This window comes from Pseudovibrio sp. Ad26, from assembly GCF_001623285.1.
GTDB classification, from domain to species: Bacteria; Pseudomonadota; Alphaproteobacteria; order Rhizobiales; family Stappiaceae; genus Pseudovibrio; species Pseudovibrio ascidiaceicola.
Map to the genome: position 1 here is coordinate 1 of NZ_LMCE01000004.1, position 16793 is coordinate 16793.

The 16793-nt window shown below is 51.9% G+C and carries 12 protein-coding genes; 3 read left to right on the forward strand and 9 right to left on the reverse strand.

Annotated features, from left to right (window positions below; all coding sequences use genetic code 11):
* Positions 1-668: 668 nt before the first annotated feature.
* The 8 genes from PsAD26_RS00810 to htpX form a co-directional block, all read right to left on the reverse strand.
* The gene (locus tag PsAD26_RS00810) at positions 669-1121 is read right to left on the reverse strand and encodes a GNAT family N-acetyltransferase (protein ID WP_063308897.1); all 453 of its coding nucleotides are present in this window, start codon (positions 1119-1121) and stop codon (positions 669-671) included.
* 12 nt (positions 1122-1133) lie between these two features.
* The gene (locus PsAD26_RS00815; protein WP_244278119.1) at positions 1134-1877 is read right to left on the reverse strand and encodes a carbonic anhydrase; all 744 of its coding nucleotides are present in this window, start codon (positions 1875-1877) and stop codon (positions 1134-1136) included.
* 114 nt (positions 1878-1991) lie between these two features.
* A complete protein-coding gene (locus PsAD26_RS00820) occupies positions 1992-2459 on the reverse strand; it encodes a GNAT family N-acetyltransferase (RefSeq protein ID WP_208859974.1) in 468 nt (155 codons plus the stop codon).
* A 96-nt stretch (positions 2460-2555) separates the two neighbouring features.
* A complete protein-coding gene (locus PsAD26_RS00825) occupies positions 2556-4085 on the reverse strand; it encodes a glycosyltransferase family 39 protein (protein WP_063308926.1) in 1530 nt (509 codons plus the stop codon).
* Between the two features lie 168 nt (positions 4086-4253).
* Positions 4254-5870: a bifunctional phosphoribosylaminoimidazolecarboxamide formyltransferase/IMP cyclohydrolase gene (purH, locus tag PsAD26_RS00830; protein WP_063308899.1), complete on the reverse strand. Its 1617-nt coding sequence runs from the start codon at positions 5868-5870 to the stop codon at positions 4254-4256.
* Between the two features lie 163 nt (positions 5871-6033).
* A complete protein-coding gene (locus PsAD26_RS00835; RefSeq protein ID WP_063308900.1) occupies positions 6034-7692 on the reverse strand; it encodes a heparinase II/III family protein in 1659 nt (552 codons plus the stop codon).
* A gap of 273 nt (positions 7693-7965) precedes the next feature.
* Positions 7966-9414 carry a 16S rRNA (cytosine(967)-C(5))-methyltransferase RsmB gene (rsmB, locus tag PsAD26_RS00845; protein ID WP_084403522.1) on the reverse strand — a complete coding sequence of 483 codons (1449 nt, stop codon included), beginning with the start codon at positions 9412-9414 and terminating at the stop codon, positions 7966-7968.
* Positions 9415-9717: 303 nt separating this feature from the next.
* On the reverse strand, positions 9718-10743 hold the full coding sequence (gene htpX / locus PsAD26_RS00850; protein WP_063308902.1) for a zinc metalloprotease HtpX: 1026 nt from the start codon (positions 10741-10743) through the stop codon (positions 9718-9720).
* A gap of 212 nt (positions 10744-10955) precedes the next feature.
* Here htpX and PsAD26_RS00855 point away from each other — a divergent pair, with 212 nt between their 5' ends.
* The gene (locus tag PsAD26_RS00855) at positions 10956-11219 is read left to right on the forward strand and encodes a DUF1674 domain-containing protein (protein ID WP_057464666.1); all 264 of its coding nucleotides are present in this window, start codon (positions 10956-10958) and stop codon (positions 11217-11219) included.
* A 59-nt stretch (positions 11220-11278) separates the two neighbouring features.
* Here the strand turns inward: PsAD26_RS00855 and PsAD26_RS00860 are convergent, their stop codons facing one another.
* Positions 11279-12283, reverse strand: coding sequence for a CorA family divalent cation transporter (locus PsAD26_RS00860; protein WP_063308903.1), 1005 nt, complete (start codon positions 12281-12283; stop codon positions 11279-11281).
* Positions 12284-12484: 201 nt separating this feature from the next.
* On the opposite strand from PsAD26_RS00860, the gene PsAD26_RS00865 reads away from it, so the two are divergent.
* Both PsAD26_RS00865 and PsAD26_RS00870 read left to right on the forward strand, forming a co-directional pair.
* Positions 12485-13681, forward strand: coding sequence for an aminotransferase class I/II-fold pyridoxal phosphate-dependent enzyme (locus PsAD26_RS00865; protein ID WP_063308904.1), 1197 nt, complete (start codon positions 12485-12487; stop codon positions 13679-13681).
* A 4-nt stretch (positions 13682-13685) separates the two neighbouring features.
* Complete coding sequence (locus PsAD26_RS00870) at positions 13686-16583, forward strand: DNA translocase FtsK (protein ID WP_063308905.1); 2898 nt, start codon at positions 13686-13688, stop codon at positions 16581-16583.
* The last annotated feature ends 210 nt before the right edge of the window (positions 16584-16793 follow it).

Here is a 16793-nt window from a genome sequence, read left to right on the forward strand (position 1 = left end):
TCAGACAAACCTGAGATCTTCAACGTATGTTTTGCAGCAAACACAGTCGCAAAAATCGACTTAACATCATAACATGACCGTCACCCATGTCCCCGAACAAACGTCAACCATCTCTCCGGGACAAACACTCGGGGGCCGGGATGACACCGGCGGGGCTGCAAAAAACTTATCCCCCTTGGTAAAAGATGCCGCCATACTAACTCCCATGCCTACGTAACGGGCTACTGGCGGACCGTCCGTCAGTTTGTCGTAGGCTGGGTGGGGCTTTTGAGAGAGGTAACGCATCTTTCAAAGGTCCGGTGGAACCGATTTTCAGACGTGACTGCATGGTCTGAGAGGAAGGGCCCAAGCTTGAAGGGCATCACGCAGTGGCATTTGCTGGTCAGAGCAGCTGATGTCAGGGATAGAGGACCTGTTTAGGCCGGGAAACTTGCCTGAGCAAAGCCACTGTCCTTTCGGGAAACCGACTATCGTGTCTTTCAGGATAAGAGGCGATGTTGTCCATACCAAAATGCGCGGGCAAGGCGACAGCCAATGCCAAAGACTCGTAACCAATAAAATGCGCAGGCACTGCCTGCTCGCCTTGCCCTCCCCATTTTGGGAGTTTCACGTGAAAACACCGCCGGACATTTCCAGCGGTGCTAAAGCTGTTTGCATAACAGGAAGGCTCACGCCGCCGCCTTCTCCTTGAACATGTGAAGCCGGTCCGTATCTTCCCACTGCAATCTATAGCCAAGCTGCTCAATAAACACCTTCGCAGGGTGGGTCTTGATGGGGTTGAACGTCCACTGGCTAAAGCCCTTGCGCTGAATATCCTCCTCCGTACGCTCAAGCAGATACTTCGCCAAACCATAGCGGCGAAAATCCGGATGCACATACACGTTGAAAATATGAGCACTGTCGTTCTGAAGCCCCCAATAACAATAGCCTTTGATATCATCCGCCATCTCAGCGGCAAAAGTGCGCAGCAAAGCCTCTTCCATCCGCTTGCGGTGCACAGCCTCACACGTCTTCCACCGCTCAAAGTTCTGCGGTTCCAACTCCGCCATATAATGAGCTTCAAGCTCCAGCAAAGCCGGAAGATCCTTCGCTTCAGACACCCTGATTATGGGAACAACCATCTGCCGACCCTCTTATGTCACCATTGTAACTTTGCCCGTATCAAGGTCATACACCCCGCCAACCACCTTCAACGTCCCCGCCTTGAAGTGTTTGTCCAAAATGGGTGATGCCTGCTGCAAAGCCGTCACCCCCCACTGCACATTGGCCTTGATGGCATTGACGAGAACATCCCCCTTCTCACCCTGCGCCTGTTGCACAGGAGGCCGAAGAAGCTCAACAAGCGTCTGAATATGACCGGGAAACTGGTTGCCACTCTGCACCGAAGAAATCGCCGCCTTCACAGCACCGCACTGCTCATGACCCAGCACCATGATGAGCTGCGTGCCCAGCACATCAACACAAAACTCAAGGCTCGCCAGCCCTTCCGGCGTCACAACATTGCCAGCCACACGCACAACGAAGAGATCACCGCGCCCCGTATCAAACGCCAGCTCCGGCGCCACACGGGAATCCGCACAGCCAAGGATCGCAGCAAACGGGTTCTGCCCAGCAGCCAATGCAGCACGGGTGCTCTGGAAATCCGCAGGGGTGATATTCCCCTCAACGTAGCGTTTGTTACCATCAATCAAACGCTTAAGAGCATCACCACCGTCAATCTCATTTTTAGGAATAGGCGGCTCCTGAGCCCCAGCCGAGGAAACAGCACCAACCCCACCCGTCGCCAGGGCAGCACCAAACACACCAGCGGTTTTCAGAAACTTACGGCGTTCAGGTGATCCCACCAACTCCGCTTTGTCATTACACATCCAACACATAGGCTTCTCCTGGCCAAGCAAACAAAAGTTGCCGCCAGCCTAAAAGCCCATTCTGGACATTCTGTTGTTGAATTGGGTGAAACAGCCCTAAACGAAAAGAACTCGCAATCGCGCCTAAATTTCTCTTTCCAGCCGCGGGCCAATTTCTCTGAATTCGTTATTAAGATAAAAACTTAGCGTCGTTTTCCAGGCAGGTTGATGCGGCGCTCCAACTTCCAGATAAGGCCAGTCCATCTCCTGCCCTTTCAGGACCGCATGCTCCAGCAGTATCTTGCCCACCCCCGCACACCGGCCAGATGGCACAACATAGAACTCAACGATTTCACCAAACCGGCCACCAGCATAAATGGCCTTCTTTTCCGCCAGCGTAATAAGCCCGAGGAGCTCACCCTGAGACCGTGCCAGATAAGCCCAATAGCGAGAACCATCATCAGACAGAATATCTTCAGCCGTCATTTTGAACTGCCCGACATCAAGTTCATCTTCCGGCCAGAGTTCGCTTTCCATCGCAAAGACAAGTTCGCCCAAACGATGCGCATCCGCTTCTCTGGCAGGTTCCACTGTAATCTCATCGAATATCACGGACCCATCTCCCTGATCTCAAGTCGCGATCACCAGCCTACCAATTTTCAGAGCATCTACCCATTCTCAAAACTGGGAGAATTTAGCCACAAAACTCTAGTGCCGCGAGACTGCCTGATCACTCCCATCAACAATGATGAAGCTATACTCGAATGGATATTCTGACCAATGATAGTAAGGCGCAGCTTCCTTATGGATCTCACTGTTAGGGATCGGCTTGCCTTTAAGCTTCTGATAAAGGGCAGACATGTTTGCAGGAACCGCCTTGGAGTGGCCCTTCCAAAGGATAGCAACCGGATAGGCGTAGTTGATGTCGATGCCGGAATACTCCGGAATGGTCACCGCCCAACCCGGCTTCAGGTCACCAATGTTACCCGCAATGCTGTGTGATGTAGTCAAAACACTCCGCACGCCATACTGCGCCAGCGTATCAACAATGGCCTGAGAAGGAAGCGCATGCGCACTTGGCTTCTTAAAGCTGCCAAAGGCAAAATTGAAGGGAATGAGCACAACGATCAGCACTGACAGCACACTAGCTGTGCCAAGAATGATCTTGGCCTGTCGCATTGAAACCTCAGCAAACAGCCAAAGGGAAGCAACCAGCGGAGCAAGAAACAGAATAGGCTGAAGCCATCGGTCTTTTACATTGGTCGCCCCACTAACAACAACGGAGACTGCGGTAATAATCAGCCCAAAGATCACCACAAGAGTAAGAAGTTTGCGAATGGTCACCTTCACATATTGGTCGCGCTGTTCAGCATTCTTCCAGTAAAAACTCGTCGCCCAAGCGCAAAAAAACAGGACCACAGCCACAATAACGAACTGTAAAGCTGCGTTTATGAGAGAAAAGAACCCTGTCAGGAAATGCCGTTCAACCTTATCAATCCCAAATTTATGGACACGCGCGTAGATAAGGTCCTGGTTTTCAAACATCCAGAAAGCCGGCGAAACCAAAAGCACGACGGCAACAACAGTCGAACCAAGAATGTATTTTGAACATAGGAACTTACGCCCCTCCTCAATGCAAAAGCCAGCTGCAATCAAAGCGACAAGCAAAAACATGTAGTTGTATTTAGAAAGCGCTCCTGCTGCGATCACAACCCCAAACACAACCGCTCGCCACCAACTTGGTTTTTCGATGCAGGTCAGGAAGAGATAAACCGTCCACGCAGAACACGCGAACATCAAAACTGAATGGCTCAACGCCCGCTGCGACTCCCAAGAGATCTGCGGCAGAAAGATGAGTGAGGCTGTCCCAATAGCAGCTAGCGTCGGATCAGAGGCCTTCCGCGCGGTGAGCCAAACACCCAAATAACCCAGAAAAAGCAGGAAGTTCTTGAGAAGAGCCGTTGCAAACAATCCGTCTCCAAACACCGAGAAGAAAACAATCGTCAGCCACGTATACAGCGGTGGTTGCGGACCATACCCAAACTGAAAACTCTGAGCCGCAATAATTTGCTCCGCTTCATCCAAGCCCAAAACAGGAGACGCAAAATAACGAGTAATGGTCTGAATCATAAAGTATCCAGCAAGAAGCCAGACAAAGCGGTTCGCAATAAACGCAGCCCAGTTATCCGAAGCTATGGCGCGTTGAAGTTTGGGAGGGAAACCTTGATCTTGCAGCATCTGCACCATGCGCAGTTAGCGACGCTTTTGCGCCTTGTTTTCGTTTCCTCCACCATAACAATTACAACTAAGCATTGGCTTTCAGCTTTAATTAAAACCAGCGGCCAATAAAAAAGCCTTCGCAAGCATAACCTGCGAAGGCTCTGAATTTATAAGAGATGCAGTCACCTAGTGGCGGAAGTGGCGCATTCCAGTAACGACCATTGCCAAGCCGGCTTCATCAGCGGCTTTGATCACTTCATCATCACGCATGGAACCACCTGGCTGAATAACGGCAGTAGCACCAGCCTCTGCAGCGGAAAGCAGCCCATCAGCGAACGGGAAGAACGCATCAGAGGCAACCACACAGCCCTTGGTCAGAGGCTCAGCAAGGCCAGCAGCTTCTGCAGCATCCTCAGCTTTGCATGCAGCGATGCGAGCACTATCAACACGGCTCATCTGTCCTGCCCCAATGCCAACAGTTGCGCCGTCTTTAACGTAAACAATTGCATTGGATTTCACATGCTTGCCAACGCGGAAGGCCATTTTCAGATCTGCCAGTTCCTGATCAGACGGTGCACGCTTTGTCACCACCTTCAGATCCAGATCATCAACAACACCGCTGTCACGATCCTGAACCAGAAGACCACCAGAAACAGTCTTCACAAACAGGCCCTTGGCGCGTGGGTCAGAAAGACCATTCGTCAAAAGCAAACGCAGGTTCTTTTTCTTCGCAACCAGCTCAATCGCTTCTTCTGTCGCATCAGGAGCGATAATCACCTCAGTGAAGATCTTGGTAATCTCAGAAGCAGCATCCGCATCCAGAGTACCGTTGAGCGCAACAATGCCACCAAACGCAGAAACCGGATCACACGCCAGCGCTTTCTCGTAGGCTTCCTTCAGCGTAGGCGCCTCAGCAACACCGCATGGGTTCGCATGTTTGATGATAGCTACAGCTGCCGTACGAGCTGGATCAAACTCGGAAACCAGCTCAAACGCTGCATCCGTATCATTGATGTTGTTGTAAGAGAGCTGCTTGCCCTGCACCTGACGCGCCGTCGCAACACCTGGACGCTTCTCACCGGTCACATAAAAGCCAGCTGCCTGATGCGGGTTTTCACCATAGCGCATCACTTCGTTCAGCGTGCCACCAATCGCACGGTAGTCCGGTGCAGCTTCATCAATCTGCTCTGCCATCCAGTTGGAAACAGCAGCATCATAAGCAGCAGTGCGGGCAAAAGCCTTCTGCGCCAGCTTCTTACGAAGAGCAATTGGAGACTGACCTTTATGCGTATCCAGCGCCACAACCACAGCAGCATAGTCAGCAGGGTCAACAACAGTGGTTACGTAGGCATGGTTCTTGGCAGCAGCGCGTGTCATTGCTGGACCGCCAATGTCGATGTTCTCCACACCGTTTGCGTAATCAGCACCAGAAGCTACGGTGTCTTCAAATGGATAAAGGTTCACGCAAAGAAGGTCGATACCAGTGATACCATGCTCATCCATCGCAGCAACATGCTCAGCATCATCACGAATGCTCAGCAATCCACCATGCACCATTGGATGGAGCGTCTTAACACGGCCATCCATGATTTCAGGAAAACCAGTAACCTCAGAAATGTCTTTAACTGGGAGGCCAGCCTCAGCAATCGTTTTACGAGTTCCGCCTGTTGAGATCAGCTCAACTCCACGTTCGGAAAGAGCTTTTGCAAACTCAACAAGACCGGTTTTATCGGAGACAGAAAGAAGCGCACGCTTAACCGATACGAGTTCAGGTATCGGAACGCCTTTGGAGACAACGGCCATGGGTAAAAGCCTACTCTCTTAGAGAAAATGGAAGGGTTTTGACGCCCGCCAAATAACACTTATTCACAGCCGTGGGAACCCATTTAATGGGGATACAGAGCGGTTTGACGGGTAACCTTTAGGAGCAGTTTACATCACCTAAAGGACAAGAGCACAAATGACGTTAGGTCTTCCGCCGTGCCTTGGCAGAGGCAGTCTTTCTCAACATCCAGGTCACGCTCAACGCTTCTTTCACACCAACGGTAAGAACGATCTGCTGTGTCTGTCGATGGCCAAATACGTCTGACAGATAAATTGATTCCTCAACGGAGAACTCAATCCCATCCGCAGAAAACTCCCAAGCCTCACCATCCGCACACTGCAAAACAGCAGCATCACCCAATGGCAACATGGTGCAACTCACTTGCGGATGCAGATGAAACCGGATCGTGACGGTCTCTTCCTCTGCCTTGTCAGATGTTGGCTTGAACCGGTCGATCCCATCCAGAACGGTTCCATCACGCGACAACGTCAGATCACGTTCATGAACAATACCATAGCGCTCTACATAACCGTCATGACTTGCAATCACACGGTCAGAAAGATCGGTATCCTGTCGCTCCGCTTCAACGTCTTTGGGACCAGACAGGACCGGGTTACCCAGCATCTTATCAAAACGGGAAGACGTCAGAAAACGACAAGAAGATGTATCGCCAATTCCGGCTGTCGAATGCGCAGCAGTTGAACGAGCCACCATCTTCCACGCAACCTGCTCTCGCGTAGAGACCCCACAGTTCACCACTATGCGATTGCGCTTTGAGGAGAACTCAAAGGAGAGACAGCCAGCATGCGTACTATTGGAGAAACGCGTTGGCGGCGGCGCTCCCACATCCATCATCACAAGGCTATCACCACCCGTCAGACGTTGATAACCAGAGTGCGGTGCACTGACAGGTGGCGTTCCACGTGCATCATCATAAGCAAGGATAGTCGCGACAACATCACCCGAAGTAGAAGCCATGCCGTTGAAATGAGCAAAGGACCCATCACCGTGACGGAAGAAGCGGATCATCGGCATCATACGGTCAATGGATTCCATCATGACCGGTGACACTGTTTGCCCTTGCATCACAAGCGCTTGGCGAATTGGCAACAGGTCGACGAGGATCTCAATAATCGCACCGGGATGCCGGGAGATATGACCACCATCCGGCAGGATTTGGCGTTTCAGTTCCTGATCAAGGCGTTTCAGAGCTTGTTTGACGTGACGCCCCTGCCCATCCATAGAAACCGTCGCACAGGCATTCGCCATCGCAACTGTCAAGCGTGGCAAGCCATCTGGTGCTTTGTTCATAGTCCGGCGCAGATAACGCACCTGCCGGTACAGAGACCGCATGAAGGCGCGGTAAAAGTCCGCCTCACACCCGGTCAGCAACAACGGAGACTGAGCCATCCAGCTCAATACACGGCGCGCAACAACTTCCTGTTTCCAGCCGATATCATGCCAGCGACCACAGGTTCTGATCCAGTCTTCAACCAGCGCACGAGCATTCTGCTGCGCCATGTTGGTTTCAGCAGCACGCAAATGGCGAAGCCAGGAAAATCCATGCAGCGCTTTCGACCATTGAAGATTCGGAGGCTCAACATCAAACGGGGACTGTCCGCCGACCTCAACCAAATGCCCGGCAAACAAGAACCGGCCAGCATAAATGTCAGCAGCGTTTGTTGCATCTGCAGTGCGCAGATCCTGAGGAGCGATAAGCAGACGCGATGGCGCACTTCCAAACGAGAACAAGCGGAACATAGATCCCCCTCGCGCCCAGTTCAGACTGTTTTGAGCCATGTTTTGTGTCAAAAGACTAAGGATTCTAAGTCTTTCGGACACCGTTGCGCCCGTCATACCCCTTCAGCACTCCATTAGAGCGTATCCCCGAAAAGCAAGTTCGGTTTCAGATAAGGATACGCACAAAAACAAAGATTTAGAGCGTGAGCAAGAAAGCGATTTGCAACGACACGCTCTAAACAAACTTAACAAATGGTTTGCGCCCAAGCTCTTTAAATCTCGTTAACCATGCCCACTTTGCGCAAATCCTTAGTGACATTCCACCAGCTCTTTTTAAGAGAGACGCAAACGAGCCGCGAAAAAGCCATCCAGACCACCAGATGTTTTCCCTGAGGATGGGTTCTGACCTGGCATCGCGCGGAAGTCGCCTTGAGAATTGATCGCCTCAGCAACACCGCCCAGCTCTTCAGCTGTCACAGGCACACGCTGCACCTCAGGATGCTCCAACAACAAACGTTGAATTTGCAGCTCGCCCTCTTCCTGTTCCAGTGAACAGGTGCAGTAAACAAGAGTTCCGCCCGGCTTCAGCCAACCAAGTGCTTTTTCAAGCAATTCGTATTGCAGGTCAGCGAGTTTGAGCACATCATCTTCGCGCTTCAGCCATGCCACATCTGGGTGACGGCGAATGGTACCGGTCGCAGAACAAGGTGCATCCAGAAGAATCGCATCAAACAGATCAACCGGCACAAACTCACGAAGATCAGAAACTTCAGTCTCAGCTTCTAGCCCAACGCGCTTCAGATTCTGTGTCAGGCGCTGCAAACGACGGGCTGAAATATCGACAGCGGTCACATCGGCACCAGTGGCGGCAAGCTGCATGGTCTTACCACCCGGAGCAGCACACAAATCTGCAACCACTTTGCCCTTGATATCACCCAGCAAACGCGCAGGAACGGCAGCAGCTGCATCCTGAACCCACCATTTGCCATCTTCAAAGCCTTCCAGCTTTTCAATCGGCCCATCTGGCTGCAGGCGTACGGAATAACCCAGCTGAACTTCACCACCCAGCTTTTCCGCCCAATCATCACGGTCGGATGGCACGCTCAGGTCCAGATACGGCTCCTGCATATGCGCAGCAGACATCGCACGCGCAGCTTCTTCGCCATAAACCTCACACCAACGGGCGAACATCCAATCAGGAGCATTCAGCTTCGCAGTATCCTGCTCTGCGATGATTGCCGCACCTTCCCGCGTTGCACGGCGCAAAACAGCGTTGACGAGGTTTTTGTACGGCTTGGCACGTGCATCACGACCTGCAAGCGTCACTGCAAGGGAAACTGCTGCATGATCCGGCACGGACATAAAGAACAACTGCGCCATGGCAACATGAAGAATATCCAGAACGCGACCAGTCTTCTCAGGAATAGGACGGTCAAGGAAGCGATCAATCACGTCCTGAATCTGACCACGGCGGCGCAGCGCAGTGCCAATAATTGCCCGCACAAGCGCCCGATCGTTCGGCTCAAGGCGCTTATAACCTGGATGACCATTGTTCAGATCAAGCTCGCCATCCAGTGGCATACGCTTGCTCAAAACTTTACCAATCAGATCAGTGGCAGCCTTACGAGCCGCATAGCCGGGATCTTTAAAGGTACCCTCTACGCTTTCCGTTTCAGAAGCTCTGTCATTGTCTCTTGGAGTCTTCGGTGCTCCAGAACGCTTTCTCCCCTTGAACTTGGAGTTTCTGTCCTGAGAGGATGTATTCTTACGCTCTGCGCTCATCGTTGATCCATGTATTCCAGAATGTGTCGCCAGACCTTCGGCGCCATCTATTCTTTTAAAGATGCATTCTTGTGTGAAGAGCCTCACTCAGAGGCCAACCGGTTTCATCAGGTTCCACTAGAGTTTCGGCGGATTACTGCCAGTTGTAACCAAAGGAGAACTGTCAAATCCTGCTCGGCTAACCACAGAACCTTTAATATTGCAAAGACAATTTGGGAAGCGCGAATAGTTATTCAGGTAAACACGGTACAATCAACAAAGCAAATGCGAGAGTCGTCTCGCATTCGCAGATTTCCCTTGCTTTTAGCCCCATGGCCCTTTGGGCTTCCGCGGCTCATCACGGCTGGGTTGGTCGTTCCCACCACGCTGACCTGATTGGCGGGATGCTCCCCAAGGGCCGCTTGGGCGACGTGTTTCACGCTGCGGCTTAGCTTGCGACGTCTCACGCACACTAAAATGACCACCACCAGAACTACGCGTTTCAGTAAAGCCAGCTTCAGAAGCCATCTGACGAAGCGCTGCGATCCGGTTATCTGTGTTCGGATGTGTCGAGAACAGGTTGTCCATATTCTGACCGGAAAGCGGATTGATGATGAACATATGCGCAGTTGCAGGGTTATGTTCTGCGTCTTCGTTCACAACCCGGGCTGCACCGCCTGCAATCTTATGCAAAGCGGAAGCAAGCCACAGCGGGTTACCACAAATCTGCGCACCCATACGGTCAGCTGCATATTCACGTGTTCTGGAAATCGCCATCTGAACCAAAGCTGCCGCCATTGGTGCAAGGATCATCATCAGGATAGACCCAATCAGACCAAGCGGATTATTGCGGTTTCCGCCAAAGAAAAGCGCAAAGTTCGCCAGCATGGAGATCGCACCAGCGATCGTCGCAGTGATTGTCATGATCAGCGTGTCACGGTTTTTCACGTGCGCCAACTCGTGCGCCATCACACCCGCAACTTCTTCTTTGGAAAGAGAGTTCAGAAGACCAGTCGTCGCTGCAACCGCTGCATTTTCAGGGTTTCGGCCAGTCGCAAACGCATTGGGCTGCGGGTTGTTGATCACATAAACCTTCGGCATCGGCAACTCAGCACGCGCTGCCATGGTACGAACCATGCCATAAAGCTCCGGGGCCTGACGTTCATCCACTTCCTGCGCATGGTGCATGGACAGAACCATGCGATCCGAATTCCAGTAGGAGAAGATGTTCATGCCGCCAGCGATCAGCAGAGCAATCAGCATGCCGGTTTGGCCGCCAAGCATGAAGCCAATACCCATAAACAAAGCGGTCATCGCCGCAAGCAGCATACCGGTCCGTACATAGTTCATGGTTTCAATGCTCCAATCTGTTCTCTTAGTTCACCAATTCCGCTGGTCATCCATCAATGAACACAGTGCCCATTGCAAAACACAGGCTCTCGCGCCTATATCTAAGGCTACGCGATCATTGTGAAACTACCACTACCAGCTTAAGTGGTAGCTCCAAATGGCAAACGCAAGCTTACAACAGTGATAAGCAGCATCAGCCAACGGGGATTGAAATGGAAAAAGACAACAAATCAGCCGTCGAAAACTTTAAAACACAAGAAGTCGATACGACGGAGCAGATTGAAGAAGCGCCGAAAAAACGCCGGTTTGAAGACCTGCCCCCAGCTGCCCAACGTGCTTTAAAAGAAGCTGAAGAGCGCCGCACAGAGATCGACGCAGCCCAGAAAGAAATGCCGAAAGAGCTCAATGGCCGCGGTGGATTGGATCCTGCCCGCTACAGCGATTGGGAAGTCAAAGGCATTACCAGCGATTTCTAAAACACGTTCCCAAATGGTGGTTCCGGCTTTCTGATAGGACTAAGCACGGAGCCAGCCTTCTAAAAAATCCTAAACCATCGGACGATTGCAAACAGTCCCACGCCGAAAATGATCAGAAGTCCGCTGACAATACTAAACGCAACCGGGTCATGACTTCCCGGGATGCCGCCGACATTAATGCCCAGCAGCCCAGTCACAAAACTAAGCGGCAGAAATACCACGGCAATGGCCGCCATCATCAGCATATAGCGGTTGGTGTTCTCTGATCGTTTAAACATGATCTGGTCGTGAACTATTTCTGCGCGTTCACGGATAGCATCCATCTCCTCGGCAATTCGAAGGGCTCGGTCACCCGCTTCACGAACGCGGCGTTTGTTGATCCGATTGACCCATTCAAACTTCTCAATTTCAAAATTCCTCAAGATATCCAGATGCGCCAACATGCTGCGCCTGACAATGGTTGCCAACCGACGAACCTGCGCGAGTTCGCTTTCCCAAGGATGATCTCCTGTCTCCAGCACCACATCTTCAAGATGATCGATCCTGTCCTGAAGCACCTCAACCATTTCTTCAGCACGTTCCGCAATCGCCAGCACCAATCGAGCCCAGAATTCTGCCGTACTTTCCGGTGGCACACGGGCCTTGAACCCCTCAACCAAACTTTGAAAAACATCCAGTGGATCGTGCCAGATGCAGATCATCCGCTTAGCATCCACCCAGATCTGGGCACATTCCATGTCGCCGCTTTCCTGTTTCGGCAACTCATTGAAAACGTTGATGGCAATAAACGCCCCTTTTGTACGCACATGACAATGCGGACGCACCTCTCGGGCCAGAAGACCATCAATATCGTTGTGTTCCAGCCCAATTTCTTCAAGAAACTCGCGGTTCTGAGCGGCAACCCGCTGCAAATAAGCCCAATAAAATTCGTCGGGCTCCAGCTCATAGTCACGTAACTGTTCTAACGTGAGTCTGCGCATGCCTTTTGACTTGGAAAAAACAATGACAAATGAGGAATCCAAATGAATATGGCTCGCCTCAATGTTTTCTGTGGTTTGTGCCATTTCGACAAATCCCGGCCCAAGTTCGATCCTAACTCAGCACACACATCAAAACCCACATTTCTAAAAATCAGATGACAAACCCCAGAAGAAACACCTATTCAGCTTAGCGCACAGTAAATTGGTTAACAGCCAATTTACCAAAAAACACTAGAGTTTTGGTGCTCCGAGCATTTGTTGTAAATCAATCCTGCGAGAATTCTTGTGTCCACGAAAGAAATTGAGAAAAAATCTAGCGGAGGAAACCCGTTTCAGCGGCTGAATCAGCAGCTCGCTGGAATCGAACCGGGTCTTGATCCAATTGTCATGACAATCGGTGAACCGCGTCATGAACCTCCAAGCTACGTCATTGAAGTGCTTGAAGAAAATCAGAACGGTTTCCGCAAGTATCCTGCAATTCGTGGTACAGATGAATTCCGTGCAGCTGTTGGCAAATGGGTTAAAAACCGTTTTCAACTCTCTGATGCCTTCGATCCGGACAAAAGCGTTATTCCGCTCAACGGCTCTCGCGAAGGACTTGTCTTTGGCTGTGTTTGCGCTCGCGACTATCTGAAGAAAAACGGCAAACCGGCTGTTATTCTGCCGAACCCGTTTTACCAATCCTACGGTGCTGGCGCTCATATTGCGGGCGCTGACGAAATTCTTTTGCCAGAACCAGCCGACGGAATTTTGCCTGATCTGGATGCTATCGATCCAGCTTTGCTCGACCGCACCGTCGCATTCTATTTCGCGTCCCCCGCCAACCCACAAGGCACCGTTGCGCCTATGGAATATTGGCAAAAGCTCATCAAACTGGCACGCAAACACAACTTTCTGCTCTTCGCTGATGAGTGCTATTCTGAGATCTATCGCGACACGCCTCCAACAGGCATTTTGGAGGCTGCAGAAGCTCTTGATGGCACGCTGAAAAATGTTGTGACGTTCAATTCACTGTCCAAGCGCTCCAACCTCCCAGGCGCACGCTGTGGCTTTGCTGCCGGAGATCCAGAGTTCATCCAATTCTTCGCCGATTTCCGCAATGTTGCAGCGCCTCAGGTTCCAATGCCTGTGCAGGCGCTCGCTGTTCGCGCGTTCGGTGACGAAGGGCACGTGCTCGAAAACCGCCGCCTCTATAACGAAAAGTACGATGCCGCAGAGGAAATGCTATCTCCTCTATTTGGCTCAGTACGTAAAGATGGCGGCTTTTTCCTCTGGCTGGATGTTTCCCGCTGGGGTTCTGGAACACAGATCGCTGAAAAGCTATGGCGCGAAGTGGGCGTGAAGTCCCTCCCAGGAGCTTACATCGCCTCGGATATGCCGGACGGTTCCAACCCCGGTGATAAATACATCCGCCTCGCCCTCGTTGAATCTTTGGAAGTCAGCAAGGAAGCTTTCCGAAGAATTTTGGACTCTCTGGAGTAATTGAATGCGTCAGGCTGCTGCAATGCAACGACCAAAAGCAAACTCTGTTTCACTGGCTGATACAGAGAGCCCGATCAAGCGCTTTATCAAAAGCAACATAATCGTCATTGGTGGCGCGGTGATCCTCGTCATCGGTCTCTGTGTGGCGGCAGCCCTCGCAACATGGTCAACGGATGACCCAAGCTTGAATCACGCAACCAATGCGGAGATTCATAACGCTCTGGGTCAAACAGGAGCCATTGTTGCAGACGTTCTGATGCAGACAATCGGGCTGGCAACAGCCGTATTTCTGGTGCCCATCTTCCTCTGGGGATGGCGCCTGTCTCTCAAATACACATCCGGCGTCACCCGCAAACGCTTCCTGACATGGCTTGTCGGAACCGTGCTATTCGCAGGTGGTCTGGCGGCCATTCCAATTCCCTCAAGCTGGCCACTGCCAACAGGACTTGGTGGCTTCCTCGGCGACTGGATTTTCTCCGTTCCAACCGCAATCCTGCCAGAGCTCTCAACCGGCATGAGAACCCTGACCGGTGCTGTCGGCCTTGGTCTGCCTTCAATTGTGCTATTAGCTTACGCTGCTGGTCTCATCGGCAAAGACCCAACCCCGGCAGAGTTCAACGAAGACGAAGCCGTTGAAGATGAATACACTCCTCACGAAGCGTTGCCGTTTACGGAAGATTCTGAGGAAGACTATGACGGCGAAAATAACCGCTACTACGCAATTATTGGCGCACTAAGCCACTGGAAGCTCATGGCAACCAGCGCGATCCAGCGCACGGTCTTCAAGCGTAAGCTGGTCACTGAGCAAAATTGGCAGGAAGAAGATTATGCAACAGCTCCGCATGATCCAAACCAACCTCAGCAGCCTGAATACTACGAAGAAGAACAGCAAGACCAACAGGCAGATCAGCAGTGGGAAGAGCACGGAGCTGATGAAGACGAGCCCGCTGAAAAAGACAACCTAGTCTCTCGTTTAAGACGCAAAGTAGCATCCAAACTCATGTCTGTCGAAGACGATGGCCTCAGCGATTATTATCAGCAGGAAGATCAGGCTGAGCGGTCAGATGTGCAGTTTGACCCGCAACACGACAACACCCAACATTATGCCGCACCAAACGAGCACTATCCTGAAGAACAGTGGGAGCCCGTTCCCGCAGGCGAACCCGTTTATGATGAACAGGGATATGAGCTCGCACCAGAAGAATACCATGAGGGCGAAGACCTCCATCTGGGTCCTCAGCCAGATGCACCGATCGGCATTGCAAGTCCTGATGAGCAAGAACCACCAATGCAGGCGGCTCCTCAACAACAACCGCCACGCCCTGCTCCGGGGCGCTCTGTACCGCGCCCGTTTGCTCAGGAAAAGAGATCTACTGCAATTATCAAACAGCCACCGTTTGAATTGCCAAGCATTGAACTGCTCGCTGAGCCTCAAGCCGACGGCAAACAGCGCCTGAGTAAAGACGCACTTGAGCAAAACGCCCGTATTCTGGAAGGTGTACTGGGTGACTTTGGCGTCCGAGGTGAAATCATCGCAGTTCGTCCGGGACCTGTTGTAACCCTTTACGAACTGGAGCCAGCTCCAGGCATCAAATCTTCCCGCGTCATCGGTCTGGCAGACGACATCGCCCGCTCCATGAGCGCGATCTCTGCACGTGTGGCCGTTATTCCGGGTAAAAACGCCATCGGTATCGAACTGCCGAACGCGAAGCGCGAGACCGTATACCTTCGCGAGCTTCTGGACTCTGAGGACTTTGACGCGTCCAAAGCCAAGCTGGCTATGGCACTCGGCAAAACCATTAATGGTGAAGCCGTCATCGCCGACCTTGCCCGCATGCCTCACTTGCTCGTCGCAGGTACCACTGGCTCCGGTAAGTCCGTTTCTGTAAACACCATGATCCTCTCCTTGCTCTACAGGCTCACCCCTGAGCAGTGCAAGATGATCATGATCGATCCAAAGATGCTGGAACTGTCCATTTATGACGGCATTCCGCACCTTCTCACCCCTGTTGTGACCGATCCGAACAAGGCCGTCGTGGCTTTGAAATGGACCGTTCGAGAGATGGAAGATCGCTACAAGAAAATGTCCAAGATGGGCGTGCGCAATATCGACGGGTACAACACCCGTATTGAGCAGGCCATGAAGAAGGGCGAAAGCTTCACCCGCACGGTTCAGACCGGCTTTGACAAAAACACTGGCGAGCCAATCTTCGAAGAAGAAGAACTGCCAATGGAGAAAATGCCGTATATCGTCGTAGTTGTCGATGAAATGGCTGATCTCATGATGGTAGCAGGTAAGGACATCGAAGGCGCAATCCAGCGTCTGGCACAGATGGCCCGTGCTGCCGGTATCCACTTGATCATGGCAACCCAGCGCCCATCCGTGGACGTCATCACCGGTACTATTAAAGCCAACTTCCCAACCCGTATCTCGTTCCAGGTGACGTCCAAAATCGACAGTCGCACAATCCTTGGCGAAATGGGTGCAGAACAACTGCTTGGTATGGGTGACATGCTTTACATGGCTGCTGGCGGTAGAACCCAACGTGTTCACGGTCCATTCGTCGCTGATGATGAAGTGGAAGACATCGTTTCACACCTCAAAGAGCAAGGAACACCAACCTACCTTTCAGACGTGACTGAAGATAGCGAGGGTGAAGGTGGCTACGATGCACTGACGCAAGGCTCTGGCAACGCAACCAACGACCTGTTCGATCAGGCCGTTGCAATCGTCGCCAGAGACCGCAAAGCATCAACCTCCTACATTCAGCGCCGCCTCTCAATTGGCTACAACCGCGCTGCCTCTCTCATCGAGCGCATGGAACAAGAGGGCATGATCAGCCCAGCGAACCATGCCGGTAAGCGAGAAATCCTGCTCCCAGAAAACGGCGAGCAGTTCTGATACTTATCTTGCAGCAGTCTGCCTGTAGCCAATCACGGGTAGACTGCTGTAAAACACTCCCGAAAAGTTGATCAGTCTTTTCGGAGATCTCTAGGCGATTTTATGGAATTTGAGGCATATGCCCCATCTTCGCCTTATGGTAACGATAGCCTTTCAGAATGAGGGTTCACAAATAACCGCAAGCTGGATTTAGAGAAGAGTTAATCAACT